At 66.2% G+C, this 15,791-nt stretch carries 14 protein-coding genes; all 14 read right to left on the bottom strand.

The features are described 5' to 3' along the window. Window positions 1-36 precede the first annotated feature (36 nt). Complete coding sequence (locus tag ACEN9K_RS05505) at window positions 37-804, bottom strand: SDR family NAD(P)-dependent oxidoreductase (RefSeq protein ID WP_018769581.1); 768 nt, start codon at window positions 802-804, stop codon at window positions 37-39. A gap of 17 nt (window positions 805-821) precedes the next feature. After that, the gene (locus ACEN9K_RS05500) at window positions 822-1,775 is read right to left on the bottom strand and encodes a 3-hydroxyacyl-CoA dehydrogenase family protein (RefSeq protein ID WP_495635323.1); all 954 of its coding nucleotides are present in this window, start codon (window positions 1,773-1,775) and stop codon (window positions 822-824) included. After that, window positions 1,772-2,266 (bottom strand): ribose-5-phosphate isomerase, encoded by a 495-nt coding sequence (locus tag ACEN9K_RS05495; RefSeq protein WP_495635322.1) that lies wholly within the window; start codon window positions 2,264-2,266, stop codon window positions 1,772-1,774. The genes ACEN9K_RS05500 and ACEN9K_RS05495 overlap by 4 nt, the downstream gene beginning before the upstream one ends. 10 nt (window positions 2,267-2,276) lie before the next feature. Further along, window positions 2,277-3,998: a dihydroxyacetone kinase subunit DhaL gene (gene dhaL / locus ACEN9K_RS05490; RefSeq protein WP_495635321.1), complete on the bottom strand. Its 1,722-nt coding sequence runs from the start codon at window positions 3,996-3,998 to the stop codon at window positions 2,277-2,279. A gap of 46 nt (window positions 3,999-4,044) precedes the next feature. Continuing rightward, entirely contained in the window at window positions 4,045-5,043 is a 999-nt protein-coding gene (locus tag ACEN9K_RS05485; RefSeq protein ID WP_018769577.1) for a sugar phosphate isomerase/epimerase family protein, read from the bottom strand. Window positions 5,044-5,175: 132 nt separating this feature from the next. After that, a complete protein-coding gene (locus ACEN9K_RS05480; protein WP_018769576.1) occupies window positions 5,176-5,865 on the bottom strand; it encodes a GntR family transcriptional regulator in 690 nt (229 codons plus the stop codon). A gap of 115 nt (window positions 5,866-5,980) precedes the next feature. Next, a complete protein-coding gene (locus tag ACEN9K_RS05475) occupies window positions 5,981-6,757 on the bottom strand; it encodes an SDR family NAD(P)-dependent oxidoreductase (protein WP_495635320.1) in 777 nt (258 codons plus the stop codon). Between the two features lie 9 nt (window positions 6,758-6,766). Then, complete coding sequence (locus tag ACEN9K_RS05470) at window positions 6,767-8,116, bottom strand: MFS transporter (RefSeq protein ID WP_026265817.1); 1,350 nt, start codon at window positions 8,114-8,116, stop codon at window positions 6,767-6,769. Window positions 8,117-8,335: 219 nt separating this feature from the next. Beyond that, complete coding sequence (locus ACEN9K_RS05465) at window positions 8,336-9,067, bottom strand: FadR/GntR family transcriptional regulator (RefSeq protein WP_018769573.1); 732 nt, start codon at window positions 9,065-9,067, stop codon at window positions 8,336-8,338. Window positions 9,068-9,258: 191 nt separating this feature from the next. Beyond that, on the bottom strand, window positions 9,259-10,161 hold the full coding sequence (gene sucD / locus ACEN9K_RS05460) for a succinate--CoA ligase subunit alpha (protein WP_018769572.1): 903 nt from the start codon (window positions 10,159-10,161) through the stop codon (window positions 9,259-9,261). Window positions 10,162-10,172: 11 nt separating this feature from the next. After that, on the bottom strand, window positions 10,173-11,342 hold the full coding sequence (gene sucC, locus ACEN9K_RS05455) for an ADP-forming succinate--CoA ligase subunit beta (protein WP_018769571.1): 1,170 nt from the start codon (window positions 11,340-11,342) through the stop codon (window positions 10,173-10,175). A 225-nt stretch (window positions 11,343-11,567) separates the two neighbouring features. After that, entirely contained in the window at window positions 11,568-12,284 is a 717-nt protein-coding gene (locus ACEN9K_RS05450; protein WP_026265816.1) for a hypothetical protein, read from the bottom strand. Between the two features lie 20 nt (window positions 12,285-12,304). Next, window positions 12,305-14,860, bottom strand: a complete 2,556-nt coding sequence (pcrA, locus tag ACEN9K_RS05445; RefSeq protein ID WP_223993908.1) for a DNA helicase PcrA — start codon at window positions 14,858-14,860, stop codon at window positions 12,305-12,307. A gap of 90 nt (window positions 14,861-14,950) precedes the next feature. Continuing rightward, window positions 14,951-15,781 carry an inositol monophosphatase family protein gene (locus tag ACEN9K_RS05440; RefSeq protein ID WP_134165632.1) on the bottom strand — a complete coding sequence of 277 codons (831 nt, stop codon included), beginning with the start codon at window positions 15,779-15,781 and terminating at the stop codon, window positions 14,951-14,953. Window positions 15,782-15,791 lie beyond the last annotated feature (10 nt).

The following is a 15,791-nucleotide window of genomic DNA, read 5'->3' as shown; positions in this document are numbered from 1 at the left end:
CTCCGGTCTTCTTGATGCGAAGGGAAACGGAGCCCGTCAGTGCATGTACAGTCCGCCGTCGACGTTCAGCGTCTGGCCGGAGATATACCCGGCGTCCTCGCCAATCAGGAAATGGATGGCGGCAGCGATGTCGCGCGTGTTGCCCACGCGGTTCACCACCAGGTCCTTGACCAGCTCGTCCTTGCGTTCCTCGCTCAGGGTGCCGCCCATGATGTCGGTGTCGATCGGCCCGGGCGAGATGGCGTTGACAGTGATGTCGTACTCCCCCAGTTCACGGGCGGTGGCGCGGGTCAGGCCGATGACGCCGGCCTTGGCCACGGAGTACGGGGTCTTGCTGAAGGTTCCGCCACCGCGCTGGGCGGAGACGGAGGAAATGTTCACAATCCGGCCCAGCTGGTTCTTGACCATCGATTCGGCGGCACGGCGGGTGGCGTAGTGGACGCCGTTCAAGTTGATGCTGAGTACCCGGTCCCATTCGGCGGCGTCCAGTTCCAGGTACGGCACCGGGGAGCTGACGCCCGCGATGTTGGCCAGGGCCACCAGCTGCGGAAGTTCGGCCTCGATCTCGTCGATGGCCGCCCGGACCGACGCTTCGTTGCTGACGTCTGCGCCTGCTCCGTGGGCCTTGATTCCGTACTTTTCGGCCAGCTCCTTGGCCACGGCCTTGGTGGCGGCGTCATCGATGTCGATCACGCCGATGTTCCAGCCGCGCTCTGCCAGGTAGTCTGCGGTGGCCCGGCCGATGCCGCGTTCGGAGACAGCGCCGGTAACGATCACCGTGCGGTCTGTGGGAAATGCTGTCATGGAGGTGTTCCTTCGGATCAGGAAAGCGGGGCAGGGCCCAGCTCTTCGATGAGCTTCTGCATGGCGACGTACGCCTTGTTCCGGTAGGCAACCAGGGCTGCGGTCCGGTCTGCGGGGACGTCAAGGAAGCCGGAACCGGTCTTGGTGCCCAGCTGGCCGGCGTCGACCTTTTCCTGCAGGATCTTGGGGGTGGCGAACCGCTCCGGGAACCCGGTCTGGAGGGACTTGTAGCAGAACGCATATACGTCCAGGCCCGCCATGTCGGCAATCGCAAACGGCCCGAAGAACGGCAGCCGGAAGCCGAAGGTGGTGCGCACCAGGGTGTCCACGTCCTCCGCGGTGGCGATGCCTTCCTCCACCACTTGGGCTGCCTCGTGGAACAGGGCGTACTGGAGCCGGTTGAGCACGAAGCCGGTCACGTCCTTGACGGTGGCTGTTTCCTTGCCGGTCTCCCCCACGATGCTGCGGGCCGCCTGGATGGTGGCCTCGGAGGTGCCCTCGTGCGGGATGACTTCCACGCCGGGAATGAATGGTGCCGGGTTGGAGAAGTGGACGCCCAGGAAGCGCTCCGGGTTGTCCACCACCTCGGCCAGCTTGGCGATGGAAATGGTGGAGGTGTTGGAACCAATGATGGCCTCGGGGCGGGCGGCGGCGCTGATCCTGCCCAGGGTGGCGTGCTTGATCTCCAGGATTTCCGGCACTGCCTCCTCGATGTACTCGGCGCCGGCCACGGCTTCTTCGATGTCCTTGGCTGCCCAGAGGTTTTCCTTGAGCAGGTCGGTGGCGTTGTCCGGGAACAGGCCGGCGGCGACGAACTCGTCGGACTCCTTCAGGAGCCGCTCGTAGTTGCTTTGCGCGATTTCAGCGGAGACGTCGGCGAGTGCCACGCGGGCTCCTGCGAGTGCCAGGACCTGGGCGATCCCGCCGCCCATATAGCCTGAGCCGACGACGGCGATGTTGCGGTTGCTCATTTGTCTTCAAGTCCTTCCGACGCGTCCTCGTAGGAGGAGATTGCGTCTACTTTGGCCGCGGATGCGGAGTTTTCATCGAAGCGGTGGTCAAGCCACTCGCCCACCAGTTTCTTGGCCAGTTCCAGGCCGATGACGCGCTGGCCCATGGTCAGCACCTGGGCGTTGTTGGACAGCACGGAACGCTCCACGGAGTAGCTGTCGTGTGCGGTGACGGCCCGGATGCCGGGAACCTTGTTGGCCGAGATGGCCACGCCGAGGCCGGTTCCGCAGATCAGCAGGGCACGGTCCGCCTCTCCGGCTGCGACCTTGCGGGCTGCGGCGACGGCAAGGTGCGGATAGGCAGTAGCGTCGTCGGCGCCCACGCCCACGTCCTCCACCGAGGCGACCCGGGGGTCTGCCTCCAGCATCTCGCGCAGCGCGTTCTTGTATTCGACGCCGGCTTCGTCATTGCCGACGACGATGCGCCAGCCTTGCTGGGCGTGTTCGGTCATGCGATTCTCCTTAGTGGCTTTCGATGGTGGCGGCGTACTCGGCCACCCTGCGGGCAATGAGGCCGAACGAAACGGCGCCGGGATCCGGGTGGCCCAGGCTCTTCTCGGCCAACGGGCGCGCCCGGCCTTTCCTGGGGCTGAGTCCGGCAGTCGCGTCAGCGGCCTCGGCGGCGGCCTCCGCTGCCGCACGAAGGCTGCCGGCCAGGCTGCCGCCGTCGTCAATTGCTTTGGTGAAGGTCTCGGCGAACGGAAGGAGCGCGTCCACCATGGTCTTGTCTCCCGCCTCGGCCTTGCCCAAGGTGACAATGGCGTCGCGGAGGGCATTGACGGCCGCCGCTGCGTCGGCCGCGGTGTAGGCGTCCTTGCTGCCCAGGGTCCTGCCGACGGCGGTGACCGCCGCGCCCCAAAGGGCCCCGGAGGTACCGCCGGCACGCTCGGCCCACTGCTCCCCCGCCGCCGCGAGCACTTCCTCCAGGCCGGCACCGCCGGCATGGGACTTCTCCGCGGCGGCAACGGCAGCATCCACTCCGCGGCGCATTCCGATGCCGTGGTCGCCGTCCCCGGCGATGGCATCCAGCTTCCCGAGTGCCTCCTCGTGTTCGACGACGACGGACCGGGCTTCCTTCAACACTCCCACCGCCGTGGCAGCCAGCGCGGTGGACGCCGGCGTGGCTGCCAGCCCCGGCGTCGTGGCCGCCTCGGCCAGGGACTCGACGGCCCGGGCCCGGCGCGGGGCCAGGTTGCCCTTGCGGAAGGCGGGGGTGTCAGCCGGCGCGGCCCAGAACTTCTCCAGTTCCGCATCCAGCCAGAACAGCGTCAATGACAGGCCGGACATGTCCAGGCTGGTCACCAGTTCACCGCACTCCGGCTCAACGATCTCGAGTCCGGCAGCGGTGAGCAGGGCCTCGATCTTGCCGAACAACAGGAAGAGTTCGTCGTACTTGACTGTTCCCAGTCCGTTGAGGATGGGCACTACCCGGTGGCCTGCGGTTTCCGGCTTGTCCTTCAAAAGCCCGTCCACCAGCAGCTTGGCCAGTTCACTGGCACTGGGCAGGGGCAGGTCTGAAATCCCCGGTTCGCCGTGAATGCCCAGTCCCACGGACATCATGCCTTCCGGCACGGTGAAGAGGGGCTCGGATGCTCCGGGGAGGGTGCAGCCGGCGAACGCCACGCCCAGCGAACGGGTGTGGTGGTTGGCCTTCATGGCAAGCCGCTCCACCTCATCCAGGTCCAGCCCGGCCTCTGCCGCCGCGCCGGCAACCTTGAAGACCGTCAGGTCGCCGGCGATGCCGCGGCGCTTGCCGATCTCCTCGAGGGGCGCGCTGGCGATGTCGTCAGTCACCAGGACGGTGCGGGTTTCGATGCCCTCAGCGTTCAGCTTCTCCTGGGCCTGGCCGAAGTGGAGCACATCGCCGGCGTAGTTGCCGTAGCTCAGGAGGACGCCGCCGCCGGTCTGGGATGCCTTGGCCACGCGGTACACCTGCCCGGCGGAGGGGGAAGCGAACATGTTGCCGCAGGCGCTTCCGGCGGCGAGCCCTGCCCCCACCAGGCCGGCGAAGGCGGGGTAATGGCCGGAACCGCCGCCAATGACCACTGCCACCTGGCCCTCTGGTGTTTCGGTGGAACGGACAACGCCGCCGTCGACTCGCGCCACATACTTGCGGTTGGCGGCCACGAAACCGTCGAGGGCGTCGTCTGCGAACTGCGCTGGATCGTCAAATATCTTTGTCATGATTCCTCGTTGAACCGGTTGGATCGGTTGGGAAGCCTGCCGTGGCTTAGCGTGCGGGGACAGCCGCCGGGGCCTGCCGGCCCTGCGCTACCATGCTGGTGCCCAGGGTGTAGCCATCGCGCTTGGGCAGGACCTGGCGGCGCAGGTAGTCCTGGTTGGCGGCGGTGACGCTCAGGCCGTCGCCGCCGTAGTGCTCGGTGCAGATGATGCCCTGGAAGCCCACCGAGATGGCGAACTGGAAGGCCTCGCGGTAGCTGATGAGGCCGGATTCCATGGGCGCCGGCATGGCGACGTAGTGGTTCCGGGCCTGGTCCTCGTCGCGGATGTAGTTCTTGACGTGCCAGTAGTTGGAGTAGGGCAGCGTCTTGTGCACCAGTTCGCGCCAGTCTTCGATGGGGCGGTGCAGGCGGATCAGGTTGCCCAGGTCGGGGTTCAGTCCAACGTTGGGCAGGTCGACGTCCTGGACGAGCTGCACGGAGGAGTCAGCAGTGCCGAGGTACGTGTCCTCGTACATCTCCAGGGACACCAGGAGGCCGAGTTCAGCGGCGTGCTTGCCGACCTCCCGGATGCGGGTGACGGCGTTGTTCCAGGTTTCCTTGTCCGCTACCGGGTCCTTGTGGCCTTCAACGGTCCAGAACCAGAGCTGTTTCTGCTGCTCCGGGGTGATGGCCTGGTGCAGGCCGATGGAGACGACCTCGCAACCGAGCTGCGCAGCGGCGTCGATGGTCCGGTGGGTGTAGGCCAGGTTTTCCTCCCACTTGCCTTCCTCAATCACGCTGCGGCGGATGGCGGAGATGGAGGGAAGCCCGAGGCCGGCGGCACTGGCCGCGGCCTTCAGTTCGTCCAGACGGGCGCTTGAGAGATCGCCCGGGCGCACCCAGCTGTCGGTGAGGTCGGCGTTGCTGAAGCCGGCGTCTGCGACTTCTTCGAAGACCTGTTGCCAGTCGCTGGCGGGGGCCTCCTGGGCGGTGGTCCCGTCCGGCCTTGTTCCCGGGAACTGCAGCAGGGCAGCAGCGATGGGCCAGTTTTCAGCGGTGTACGGCATTGTCACTCCAAATTTAGAATCGCATTTCCTATAGGATCTACGCTATTCGAGGCCCTGTCAAGGGCCTCTCTGTTCCTCCCGGGCGGAGGTTAGTGAAAAAGTCGGGCCATATTGGGCCCATGGACGTGCGTGCTAGCTGCGCACTTCGCTGTCGTGCTGCGAGCGCTGCTTGACGCCTTCGATGTGGTCGATCATTTTCTGCCGGGCAAGATCGGCGTCGCCGGTCTCGAAGGCTTTGAGGATCTCGGTGTGCTCGGCAATGGCGTAGTCGGCATCGGTCACGCCCAGGCCGCCAAAAAAGCGGAAGCGCTGCACCTGCCCGCCCAGGGCGTTATATGCGGACAGCAGGAACTGGTTGTCAGCGGACTCGGCGATGAGCCGGTGGAACCGTTCATCGGCTTCCCAGTAGGCGCGGAACTCCGTGAAGGATGGCCCGCGCGGGGCTGCCTTGAGGTCCTCGATGGCCTGCTCCAGCTGCCCGGTCAGTTCCGGGTCAGCATGCTTGCAGGCCATGAAGGCATTGGCCGGTTCGATCACCAGGCGGGCGTCCATCAGGTCGGCCAGTTCTTCCGGGGAGAACAGCGGTGCCACACGGTAGCCGCGCAGGGCCATCCTCCGCACCATCCCGGTCGCTTCCAGCCGGGCGAGCGCTTCGCGCACCGGCGTCGGGGAAACGTCCAGCTCCCTGGCCATCCCGTCGATGCTGACCGGGGTTCCCGCCTCCAGCCGGCCGTCCATCAGGGCAACAAGAAGCGCTTCGTAAACGTGGTCGGCGAGGACCTGCCTGCTCACGCCGCCGGAGGCCTGGTTCTTGGTTGCCATGTAGAAATCCTATAGCCGGAAAATGTGCGGGAGCGCGTGGGATGGGGTGTCCCCGGACACGTCCCGCTGGTGCCGTACGGCCGGCAGGCAGCACTGCACCAGCGGAAACCGGTGGTCAGGAAACCTGCAGGCCGCCGTTGATGTCGTAGGTGGCGGCAGTAATGTAGCCGGCGTCCTCGCTGAGCAGGAATGCGATCAGCGCCGCCACTTCCTCCCGGGTTCCCACCCGACCCATCATGATGCCCTCGGACATCTGGGCCTTGCGCTCGTCCGTCAACGTTCCGCCCATGATGTCAGTGTCGATCGGACCGGGGGCGATGGCGTTCACGGTGATGTTGTGTTCACCCACTTCACGGGCCAGCGCACGGGTGAAACCGAGGATGCCGGCTTTCGAGGCGCTGTAGGCCACCTTGGAGTAGGTGCCGCCGCCACGCTGGGCCGAGATGGAGGAGATGCTGACGATCCTCCCGAGTTCGCGCTCGATCATGCCCCTGAGGACCCGCTGGGAAACAAGGAAGGTGCCGCGCATGTTGATGGCGAAGACCTTGTCCCATTCCGCCACCGTGGTCTCCATGAAGGGGGTGGGTGAGCTGATTCCGGCCAGGTTGACCAGTCCGACGATGGGCGGAAGCGCCTCCTCAATTTCCGTGATGGCGCGGTCAACCGATGCCTCGTCGGAGACGTCGGCGCCCACGCCGATGGCCTTGACGGCACGGCTGGAGCCGATTTCGGCAGCCGCGGCCTTCGCGTCTTCGGCATTGATGTCCAGGATGGCGATGGACCAGCCCTCGCTGGCCAGCCGGTCACCGGTTGCCCGGCCAATGCCGCGGGCAGATGCTGCCCCGGTGAGGACAGCGGTGCGCTCTGCGGGGAAGGTGTGCTGTGTAGTCATTGATGCGTCCTAGTGGGTTTCGGCGGCAGGAACTGTGACCCCGGGGGCGGAGACACCCTCCGGCCGCTTGCGTGCGTAAAGGTAGGTGGCGGCGGCGGTCACGGCGAGGCAGGCGGCCAGGAAGACCAGCCCGCTCTGGCTGTTTCCGGTGGCGTCCTTGAGGATGCCCACGATGTAGGGCGCCACGAAGCCGCCCAGGTTGCCAAGGGAGTTGACCATGGCGAGGCCGGCGGCGGCTGCAGCACCGGTGAGGGCTGCGGAGGGCATGGCAAGGAACGGCGCGATGGCGGAGTAGATGCCCATGGCCGCGAGGGTCAGGAACACCATGGCGAGCACGGCATTGACCGGCAGCAGGTAGCCTGCGCCCAGGAGGCCGACGGCGGCGAGCACCATGCTCATGCTGGCATGCCATACCCGGTTGCCGGTGCGGTCTGAGCGCTTGCTCCAGAAGTAGACGAAGACGGCAGCGATGGCGTACGGGATGAAGACGATGAAGCCCACCTGGGTCGAGTCGAACTTGCCCAGCGCCTTGACGATGGTGGGCAGCCAGAGGCCCAGGCCGTAGATGCCGCATACCAGGCCGAAGTACAGGGCCGAGTATGCGATGGTGCGGGGGTCCTTCAATCCGGCAAGGAAGTTGTGGTTGCCGGACTTCTGCTTGTGGGCCAGTTCGGCGCTCATGGTGTTGGAGAGCCACTCACGCTCTTCCGGCTTGAGCCACTTGGCGTGTTCGGGCCGGTCCGTCATGACGAAGGGGGTGATGATGCCCAACAGGATGGCGGGAATGCCTTCCAGGATGTAGAGCCACTGCCAGCCGTGCAGGCCTGCCACGCCCTCCAGGTTCAGGAGCATGCCGGACACCGGGGCGCCGAGGGCGTTGGAGATGGGCTGGGCCAGGATGAAGATGCCCAGCACCGTCACGCGCTGCGCCGCGGGGAACCACAGGGTCAGGTAGAAGAGGATGGCCGGGAAGAAGCCTGCCTCGGCGGCTCCGAGGAGGAAGCGGATGATGTAGAACGTCGCTTCACCGTTCACCAGGAACATGGCGGTGGCAAAGATGCCCCAGCTGATGAGGATGCGGGCGATCCACTTGCGGGCGCCATAGCGGTACATGCCGCCGTTCGACGGGATCTCAAGCAGTGCGTAGCCGAGGAAGAAGATGCCGGCGCCCAGGCCGTAAGCGGCCTCGGTCAGTCCGATGTCCCCCTGCATGCCGAGCTTGGCGAAACCAACGTTGTTCCGGTCCAGGTAGGCAATGAAGTACAGGAGGACGATCAGGGGCATGAGCCTCCGACGAACCTTGCGGAGGGTGGTCTCGCCCAACTCGCTGAGAGCGGGGGCAGCAGCACGGGAGGTCATCGCAGGCCTCCCAGGGTGGTGTGGGGACCCTCGAAAAGGGAATGCGCGCGCATGACGACTCCTTTGGCTGGCGGCATTTTTTGGGGGTGATATCAGATGTCTGATGTCTGTAGGAGATTCTAATCACAGGGGACGGGAGCGTCAACACGGCTGCGGACGCGGCCTGGTGGGGATGCCGCTGACAGGGAATACCCCGATGGGACGGGCCCGGACAGGCGGCTAGCGGGCCGCGGCTCCGCTGCGGCTGGACACGGCAAGGTAGTGCTCGTAATCCTCGAAAGTCTGGGTGATATGTGCATCCATGGTGGAGCGGGCGGTGGCCGGGTCTCCGGCGGCGATGGCGGCCAGGACCATCTTGTGGTGGTGGATGGCGTGCCGCTGCACGTCGGGGAACGCCGAGGTTTCGCGCCGCATGGCGTAGAGCAGGGTGGACAGCTGGCCCAGCAGGGCCGGCACGAACGGGTTGCCGGACGCGCGCAGAACGGTGTCGTGGAAGGCGATGTCTGCCACGGTCAGCGCGTCCACGTCGCCGGCATGGTGGGCCGCTTCCATCTGCTCCACGCTGTCCTGCAGCGCGGCGAGGTCAGCCGGCCGGTGCCGGGAGGCAGCGAGTTCGGCCGCGCCGGTCTCCACCATGCGGCGGACCTCGAGCAAACGGAGTGCCACCTGGTCCGAGGCCACTCCCCTGGAGGCTGCGCGCATGATGGCGTCCAGTCCGGTCCAGCGCTCGGGCGGGTTGACGAAGGTGCCCAGGCCGCGCCGGACGTACACCACGTCCTGCGCTTTCAATACCTTCATGGCCTCGCGGGCCGTCAGCCTGCTGACACCGGACTCCTTGGCGATATCCGCTTCAGGCGGCAGGGCGTCGTCGGCCTTGATCTCTCCGCTGAGGATGTGCTCAAGGACTTTGTCGACGACGGCGTCGACCAGGGTCGGTCGCTTCTCTGCCATCCGTCATCCCCTGCCTGCGCGCGCAAGGCGCCCTGATTTTCCTTCCTCAACATTACTCGACGCACTCGGCCGCGCGCTGCCCGCCGTCGTCGTGCGTCAAACAGTCAGGTTGGTTAAACAGCAAACGCGGGGCCGCCCTGCCGGTCCCCAAAGGGGAACCGGGCCGGGTGGCCCCGCGTTGTGCAGGACTGCTAGAGGGCTGCGTAGACCTCACGGAGCAGCTTGGCGGTCTCGGACGGCGTCTTGCCGACCTTGACACCGGCAGCCTCGAGGGCTTCCTTCTTGGCCTGGGCGGTACCGGCGGAACCGGAGACGATGGCACCTGCGTGGCCCATGGTCTTGCCTTCGGGCGCGGTGAAGCCGGCCACATAGCCGACGACCGGCTTGGTGACGTTGGCCTTGATGAAGTCGGCTGCGCGCTCTTCGGCGTCGCCGCCGATTTCGCCGATCATCACGATGGCCTTGGTCTCGGGGTCAGCCTCGAACGCGGCCAGGGCGTCGATGTGCGTGGTGCCGATGATGGGGTCGCCGCCGATGCCGATGGCGGTGGAGAAGCCCAGGTCGCGCAGTTCGTACATCATCTGGTAGGTCAGGGTACCCGACTTGGAAACCAGGCCGATGGGGCCCTTGCCGGTGATGTTGGCCGGGGTGATGCCAACCAGCGCTTCGCCGGGGGTGATGATGCCGGGGCAGTTCGGGCCGATGATGCGGGTGACCTGGTTGCCGTCGGCATCCACCTTGGACTGGGCCAGGGCCCAGAATTCGGCGGAGTCCTGGACGGGGACGCCTTCGGTGATGACCACGACCAGGCCGATGCCGGCCTCGATGGCTTCCACAACGGCGTTCTTGGTGAATGCCGGCGGCACGAAGACGATGGAGACGTCGGCGCCGGTTTCCGCCATGGCTTCCTTGACGGTGCCGTAGACGTTGATTTCCTTGTCGCCGTGCAGGACCGTGGTGCCGGCCTTGCGGGCGTTGACGCCGCCGACGATGTTGGTGCCCGCCTTAAGCATCAGCGCGGTGTGCTTGGTGCCTTCGCCGCCGGTGATGCCCTGGACGATGACCTTGGAGTCCTTGTTCAGATAGATAGACATGGTGCGTCCCTTTACTTAGCTGCGTTGGCGAGCTCGGCGGCCTTGTCGGCGCCCTCGTCCATGGTGGCGGCCAGGGTTACCAGCGGGTGGTTGGCCTCGGTGAGGATGCGGCGGCCTTCCTCGACGTTGTTGCCGTCAAGGCGGACTACCAGCGGCTTGTTGGCGGAGTGGCCCAGCTCGGCCAGCGCGCCAACGATGCCCTTGGCGACGGCGTCGCACGCGGTGATGCCACCGAAGACGTTGACGAACACGGACTTGACCTGCTCGTCACCCAGGATGACGTCCAGGCCTGCGGCCATGACCTCTGCGGAGGCTCCGCCGCCGATGTCCAGGAAGTTGGCGGGCTTGACGTTGCCGTGGTTCTCGCCGGCGTAGGCCACGACGTCGAGGGTGGACATGACCAGGCCGGCGCCGTTGCCGATGATGCCTACTTCGCCGTCGAGCTTGACGTAGTTGAGGTCCTGCGCCTTTGCCTTGGCCTCAAGCGGGTCCGCTGCGTCCTTGTCCTCGAGCTGCGCGTGCTTCGGGTGGCGGAAGTCGGCGTTCTCGTCGAGGGAAACCTTGCCATCGAGGGCCAGGATGTCACCGTTGCCGGTCTTGACCAGCGGGTTGACCTCCACCAGGGTGGCGTCTTCCTTCTTGAAGACGTCCCAGAGCTTCAGGATGACGCCTGCCACCTGGCCGCGGAGTTCCTCGGCGAAGCCTGCAGCTGCGACGATCTCGTCCGCCTTGGCCTGGTCGATGCCCACGGCGGGGTCGATGGCAATCTTGGCCAGCGCTTCGGGGCGTTCGACGGCGAGCTGTTCGATTTCCATGCCGCCCTCAACCGAGCACATGGCCAGGTAGTTGCGGTTGGCCCGGTCCAGCAGGACGGAGAAGTAGTATTCCTCGGCGATGTCCGCACCCTGGGCAATCATCACCTTGTTAACGGTGTGGCCCTTGATGTCCATGCCCAGGATGTTGGTGGCGTGCTCAAACGCTTCGTCGGCGGACTTTGCCACCTTGACGCCGCCGGCCTTGCCGCGGCCGCCTACCTTGACCTGTGCCTTGACAACGGTTACGCCGCCGATCTTCTCGGCGGCTGCCTTTGCTTCTTCTGGGGTGTACGCCACGATGCCGGCAAGCACGGGTACACCGTGCGCCTCGAACATATCGCGCGCCTGGTATTCAAACAGGTCCACGGTTTAGTGTCCTTCTACGTCGAAGTAGTTTCTGTACAGTCGGACACCATCCGAAAAGACGATGACCGGGCTGCGGATTGCACGCACCGGCGGCCTGTCTGGAAACGAGCCACGCGGCGTAATGCTCCATGGGGAACTCTAGTCCTTTGGAGGGACCGGGCCGTCCCAGACTACCTCTTATGTGAGTAAGCACACTATTCTATGGAGCGTAGAAAAACCGCGGATTTACGGGGTTTTTGGGCCCTCTGCCTGCGGGGATGCACTGCTTTTGGCGGGGCCCGGGACCAGTTCGTAACGTTCGGGGGAGATGAAGAATCCGACGCCGGCGGAGACGTTTCCGCACGCCACGCCGCCGTTGTAGGCGGAACAGCGCAGCCCGTTCCGTTCGAGGTTCTGACCGTCCGCAAGCACAGGCAGCTGGGCCAGCGGGCCGGCCTTGGTCCCCTTGGGTCCGTAGGCCGCTTCCATCGACGTGACGCCGGAGCGGCATTCGCCGTAGCGTGCACTGTCCGGGGCCAGCAGGGCCACGCCGCCCAGGTAGCCCAGGTGGGTTCCGGCGCAGTCATCCCTAACGTCCCCGGGTTGGGGAGGCTGATAGGTGGCCAGCTCGCAGTGGGCCACCGGGACAATGGGCAGCTTGTTGTTGGCAGCGTCGCCGTAGCGGTTCTGCTGGTACGGCAGGTTCACGTGGTCCCCGCGCGCGGACGTCAATGAACAGGCGATGGTGCGGTCCGCGGTGATGAAGGAGAGGACGTCGCCACCGCTGGAGTATGTCTTGGCGTCGGCCAAGGGCGCCTTTTCCAGTTGTTCCATGGGCGGCAGCGGGGCCGGTGGAACGTAGGAGGGGTCCTTGGTGGTCACGCTGCATCCCGTGGCGGTGACAGCAATGAGGAGGAGAAGGGCGGCGAGCATCCCCCAGACATTCCGTCGCATGGGCTCCATTATGCCCGGCCGGGGGCGGCTTAGGCGTCGAGCTTGGTCAGCGGCGCGTACCGCAACAACAGGCGCTTCTCGCCGACGTCGAACTTCACCTTGGCCACGGTCTTGTCCCCCGCTCCTTCAAGCGCCAGGACCGTGCCGTTGCCGAAGCTGGTGTGGTTGACCTTGTCTCCCACGCTGACGGCGATGATTTCCTTTTGCGGCTGCACCCGGTTCTTGGCGATGAACGCCGGAACGTCGGCGTTGAATCCCGCCGAGGAGTCCGCTGCCGCGCCACGGGCAGTGCCGGCGCCCCAGAAGGACCCGCTGTAGCGGCCGGACCCGATGGAACCGCCGCCCCAGCCGCCGGCCTGCCTGCTGGTTCCTTCACGCTTCCATTCCAGGAGCTCCGCCGGGATTTCCTCGAGGAACTGGCTAGCGGGGTTGTACTGGCTCTGGCCCCACATGCTGCGCACCTCGGACCGGGTCACGTAGAGCCGCTTGCGGGCACGGGTCAGTCCCACGTACGCCAGGCGTCGTTCCTCGGCCAGTTCCTTGGGGTCGGTGGCGGAGCGCTGGTGCGGGAAGAGGCCGTGCTCCATGCCGGTCAGGAAGACCACGGGGAATTCCAGGCCCTTGGCCGTGTGCAGGGTCATGAGGGTCACCACGCCCAGCCGTTTGGCCTCGGCGACGGCGGCGTCGATGTCCGCGCCGGGAGCATCCGGGATCTGGTCGGCGTCCGCTACCAGGGAGACCTGTTCCAGGAACGCGCCAAGGCTTCCTTCCGGGTTCTCCTGCTCGTACTCGCGAACTACGGCCACGAGTTCAGCCAGGTTCTCCACGCGGGACTCGTCCTGCGGATCGGTGCTGGATCGCAGCGCGGCAAGGTAGCCCGTCTGTTCCAGCACGGCTTCCAGGGCGGCGGCCGCCCCGGATCCGGAGGCAACCTCGGCCAGGTCGTCCAGCATCTTCACGAAGCCCAGGACGGCGTTGACGGACCGGGTGGCCATGCCGGGCGCCTGGTCGGCGCGGCGGGCTGCCTCCATGAACGACGTCCGCTCACGCTGGGCCAGGGCCGCGACGGCGCCTTCGGCGCGGTCGCCGATGCCGCGTTTGGGCTCATTCAATACACGGCGGAGGTTGACGTCGTCATCCGGGTTGACCAGGACGCGCAGGTACGCCAGGGCGTCCTTGATTTCCTTCCGCTCGTAGAAGCGGGTGCCGCCCACCACCTTGTACGGCAGGCCCACGCGCACCAGGACGTCTTCGATGGAGCGGGACTGGGCGTTGGTCCGGTAGAAGATGGCAACATCGCCGGGGCGCAGGTTCTCCTCGTCCTGGAGCCGGTCGATCTCCTTGGCGATGAACTGCGCTTCGTCGTGCTCATTTTCGCCGACGTAGCCGATGATCTTGTGGCCTTCGCCCTCGGCGGTCCACAACCGTTTTTCCGGACGGTTGGGGTTGCGGGAGATGACCGAGTTCGCCGCGCTCAGGATGTTTTGGGTGGACCGGTAGTTCTGCTCCAGCTTGATGGTGCGGGCCTCCGGGTAGTCCTTTTCGAACTCCACGATGTTCCGGATGTCCGCCCCGCGGAAGGCGTAGATGGACTGGTCCGAGTCACCCACCACGGTGAGTTCCGACGCGCCCGGGCCCTCCCCCACGATTTCCCGCACCAGGGCGTACTGGGCGTGGTTGGTGTCCTGGTATTCGTCCACCAGCACGTGGCGGAACCGGCGGCGGTAGGACTCGGCGAGCGCGGGGAAGGCACGGAACATGTAGACGGTCTCGGCGATCAGGTCGTCGAAGTCCATGGCGTTGGCCTGCCGGAGGCGCTGGGTGTAGCCCTTGTAAACGTCCGCGACCGCATGTTCGAAGGGGTCGTTGTAATTGGCTGCCGAGGCAAAGGAATCGGCGTCGATGAGCTCGTTCTTCAACGCCGAGATCTTGTGCTGGATGGCCTTGGGCGCAAACTTTTTGGGGTCCAGGTCCAGGGCCTTGGAGACCTGGGTGACCAGCCGCAGGGAGTCGGCGGAGTCGTAGATGGAGAAATTGGATTTCAGGCCGACGTTGGCCGCTTCCTGCCGCAGGATCCGCACGCAGGAGGAATGGAACGTGGAGATCCACATGATCTTGGCGCGTCCGCCCACCAGCGCCTCAATGCGCTCCCGCATTTCCGCGGCGGCCTTGTTGGTGAAGGTGATGGCCAGGATTTCGCCGTGGTGGGCACGGCCGGTGGCGATCAGGTACGCGATCCTGTTGCTGAGCACCCGGGTCTTTCCGGATCCGGCACCGGCGACGATCAGCAGCGCCGGCCCGGCATGCTTGACCGCTTCCTCCTGCTGGGGGTTCAGCCCCTCCAGCAGCTGGGCAGCGTCCGGGCGGTGGCTGCCTTGGTGCCGGCCGCCGTCGTGCCTGTCCGTGCTGTCCCGGTCCCGGTGGTGCCCGACCCCGTTGTTCTGCTGCCAGCCGGCCTGGCTGGCCGGCATTCCGCCGGGCCCGGCCGTGGTGGCAACGCCCTCCGGCCCCGTCCTGGTGCGGGCGGTGGCGGCAGGAGCGGCCTTGAACGGTCCGTCAGAGTACGGGTCAAACAACATATCCATGGTGCATACAAGTCTAGGCGGTGGGACCGACAACGCCTTCCAGCCTGTGGATTACTGCCGCTGACCCGTGAACCAGTGCCGGCAACCGCCTCAGGCCACCGAGCCTGACTGAAGGGCTGCACGCAACTCCTGAACCGCCGTCGTTCCTCCTGCCAGGAACCACTCCAGCCCGTTGACGCGGACTGTGTCCACGGCGCCCCCCGCCGCCCGGACGATCGCCTTGCCCGGCAGCCAGTCCCATTCCGGGCAGCTGTGCTGGAACCAGCACCCCAGCTGCCCGTCTGCGACACGGCCCAGGTCGCAGGACCCGGATCCCAGCATGCGGAGGGACGCGGCGGAGGTGGCGGCCGCGTGCCAGGGCATGGCGCACATGGGATCCATCAGCCAGGTGGGGTGGATGTAGGTGGCGGCCCCAAGCTCGGCGACGCTGGTGGCGTTGCGTTTGCCGCCGTCGTCGCTGAAACCGGTGAGGAGGCCACCGTTCAGGGTGGCGGGCCGGTCACGGCCGCCGAGCCACAGTTTGTCCTCCTCCGGCTGGAAGACGGCGCCCAGCAGCACATCATCGCGGTCCTTCAGGGCAATGGCGGAACACCAGTAGGTGGATCCGTGCAGGAAGTTGTAGGTGCCGTCCACGGGGTCGATCACCCAGGTACGGCCGCTGGTTCCCTGGACGGAGGCGCCTTCCTCACCCAGGATGCCGTCATCCGGCCGGCAACGTTGGAGCTGCTCCAGCACGTAGGCCTCGGCGGCGTGGTCCGCCGCCGTCACCACGTCCGAGACGGAGGTCTTTTGTTCCGACTGCAGGCCGGCCATGCGCATGAGGAGCGCCAGTTGCCCGGCTTCGCGGACCAGCGCGGCCGCCAGTTCGTAGTCGTCCAGTGCGGGATCAAGAACAGCTGCGCTGTGTCGGCCAGTGGTCATGGCTTCAGTT

The sequence above is a fragment of the Pseudarthrobacter sp. Pseusp20 genome, from assembly GCF_059492155.1.
This window is presented reverse-complemented; position numbering and strand designations above follow the sequence as displayed.

Bases quoted from the DNA above. Each gene is read 5' to 3' on its own strand.
- ACEN9K_RS05505 (WP_018769581.1), bottom strand. From the start codon at position 804: ATGACAGCATTTCCCACAGACCGCACGGTGATCGTTACCGGCGCTGTC.
- ACEN9K_RS05500 (WP_495635323.1), bottom strand. From the start codon at position 1,775: ATGAGCAACCGCAACATCGCCGTCGTCGGCTCAGGCTATATGGGCGGC.
- ACEN9K_RS05495 (WP_495635322.1), bottom strand. From the start codon at position 2,266: ATGACCGAACACGCCCAGCAAGGCTGGCGCATCGTCGTCGGCAATGAC.
- dhaL (WP_495635321.1), bottom strand. From the start codon at position 3,998: ATGACAAAGATATTTGACGATCCAGCGCAGTTCGCAGACGACGCCCTC.
- ACEN9K_RS05485 (WP_018769577.1), bottom strand. From the start codon at position 5,043: ATGCCGTACACCGCTGAAAACTGGCCCATCGCTGCTGCCCTGCTGCAG.
- ACEN9K_RS05480 (WP_018769576.1), bottom strand. From the start codon at position 5,865: ATGGCAACCAAGAACCAGGCCTCCGGCGGCGTGAGCAGGCAGGTCCTC.
- ACEN9K_RS05475 (WP_495635320.1), bottom strand. From the start codon at position 6,757: ATGACTACACAGCACACCTTCCCCGCAGAGCGCACCGCTGTCCTCACC.
- ACEN9K_RS05470 (WP_026265817.1), bottom strand. From the start codon at position 8,116: ATGACCTCCCGTGCTGCTGCCCCCGCTCTCAGCGAGTTGGGCGAGACC.
- ACEN9K_RS05465 (WP_018769573.1), bottom strand. From the start codon at position 9,067: ATGGCAGAGAAGCGACCGACCCTGGTCGACGCCGTCGTCGACAAAGTC.
- sucD (WP_018769572.1), bottom strand. From the start codon at position 10,161: ATGTCTATCTATCTGAACAAGGACTCCAAGGTCATCGTCCAGGGCATC.
- ACEN9K_RS05450 (WP_026265816.1), bottom strand. From the start codon at position 12,284: ATGGAGCCCATGCGACGGAATGTCTGGGGGATGCTCGCCGCCCTTCTC.
- pcrA (WP_223993908.1), bottom strand. From the start codon at position 14,860: ATGGATATGTTGTTTGACCCGTACTCTGACGGACCGTTCAAGGCCGCT.
- ACEN9K_RS05440 (WP_134165632.1), bottom strand. From the start codon at position 15,781: ATGACCACTGGCCGACACAGCGCAGCTGTTCTTGATCCCGCACTGGAC.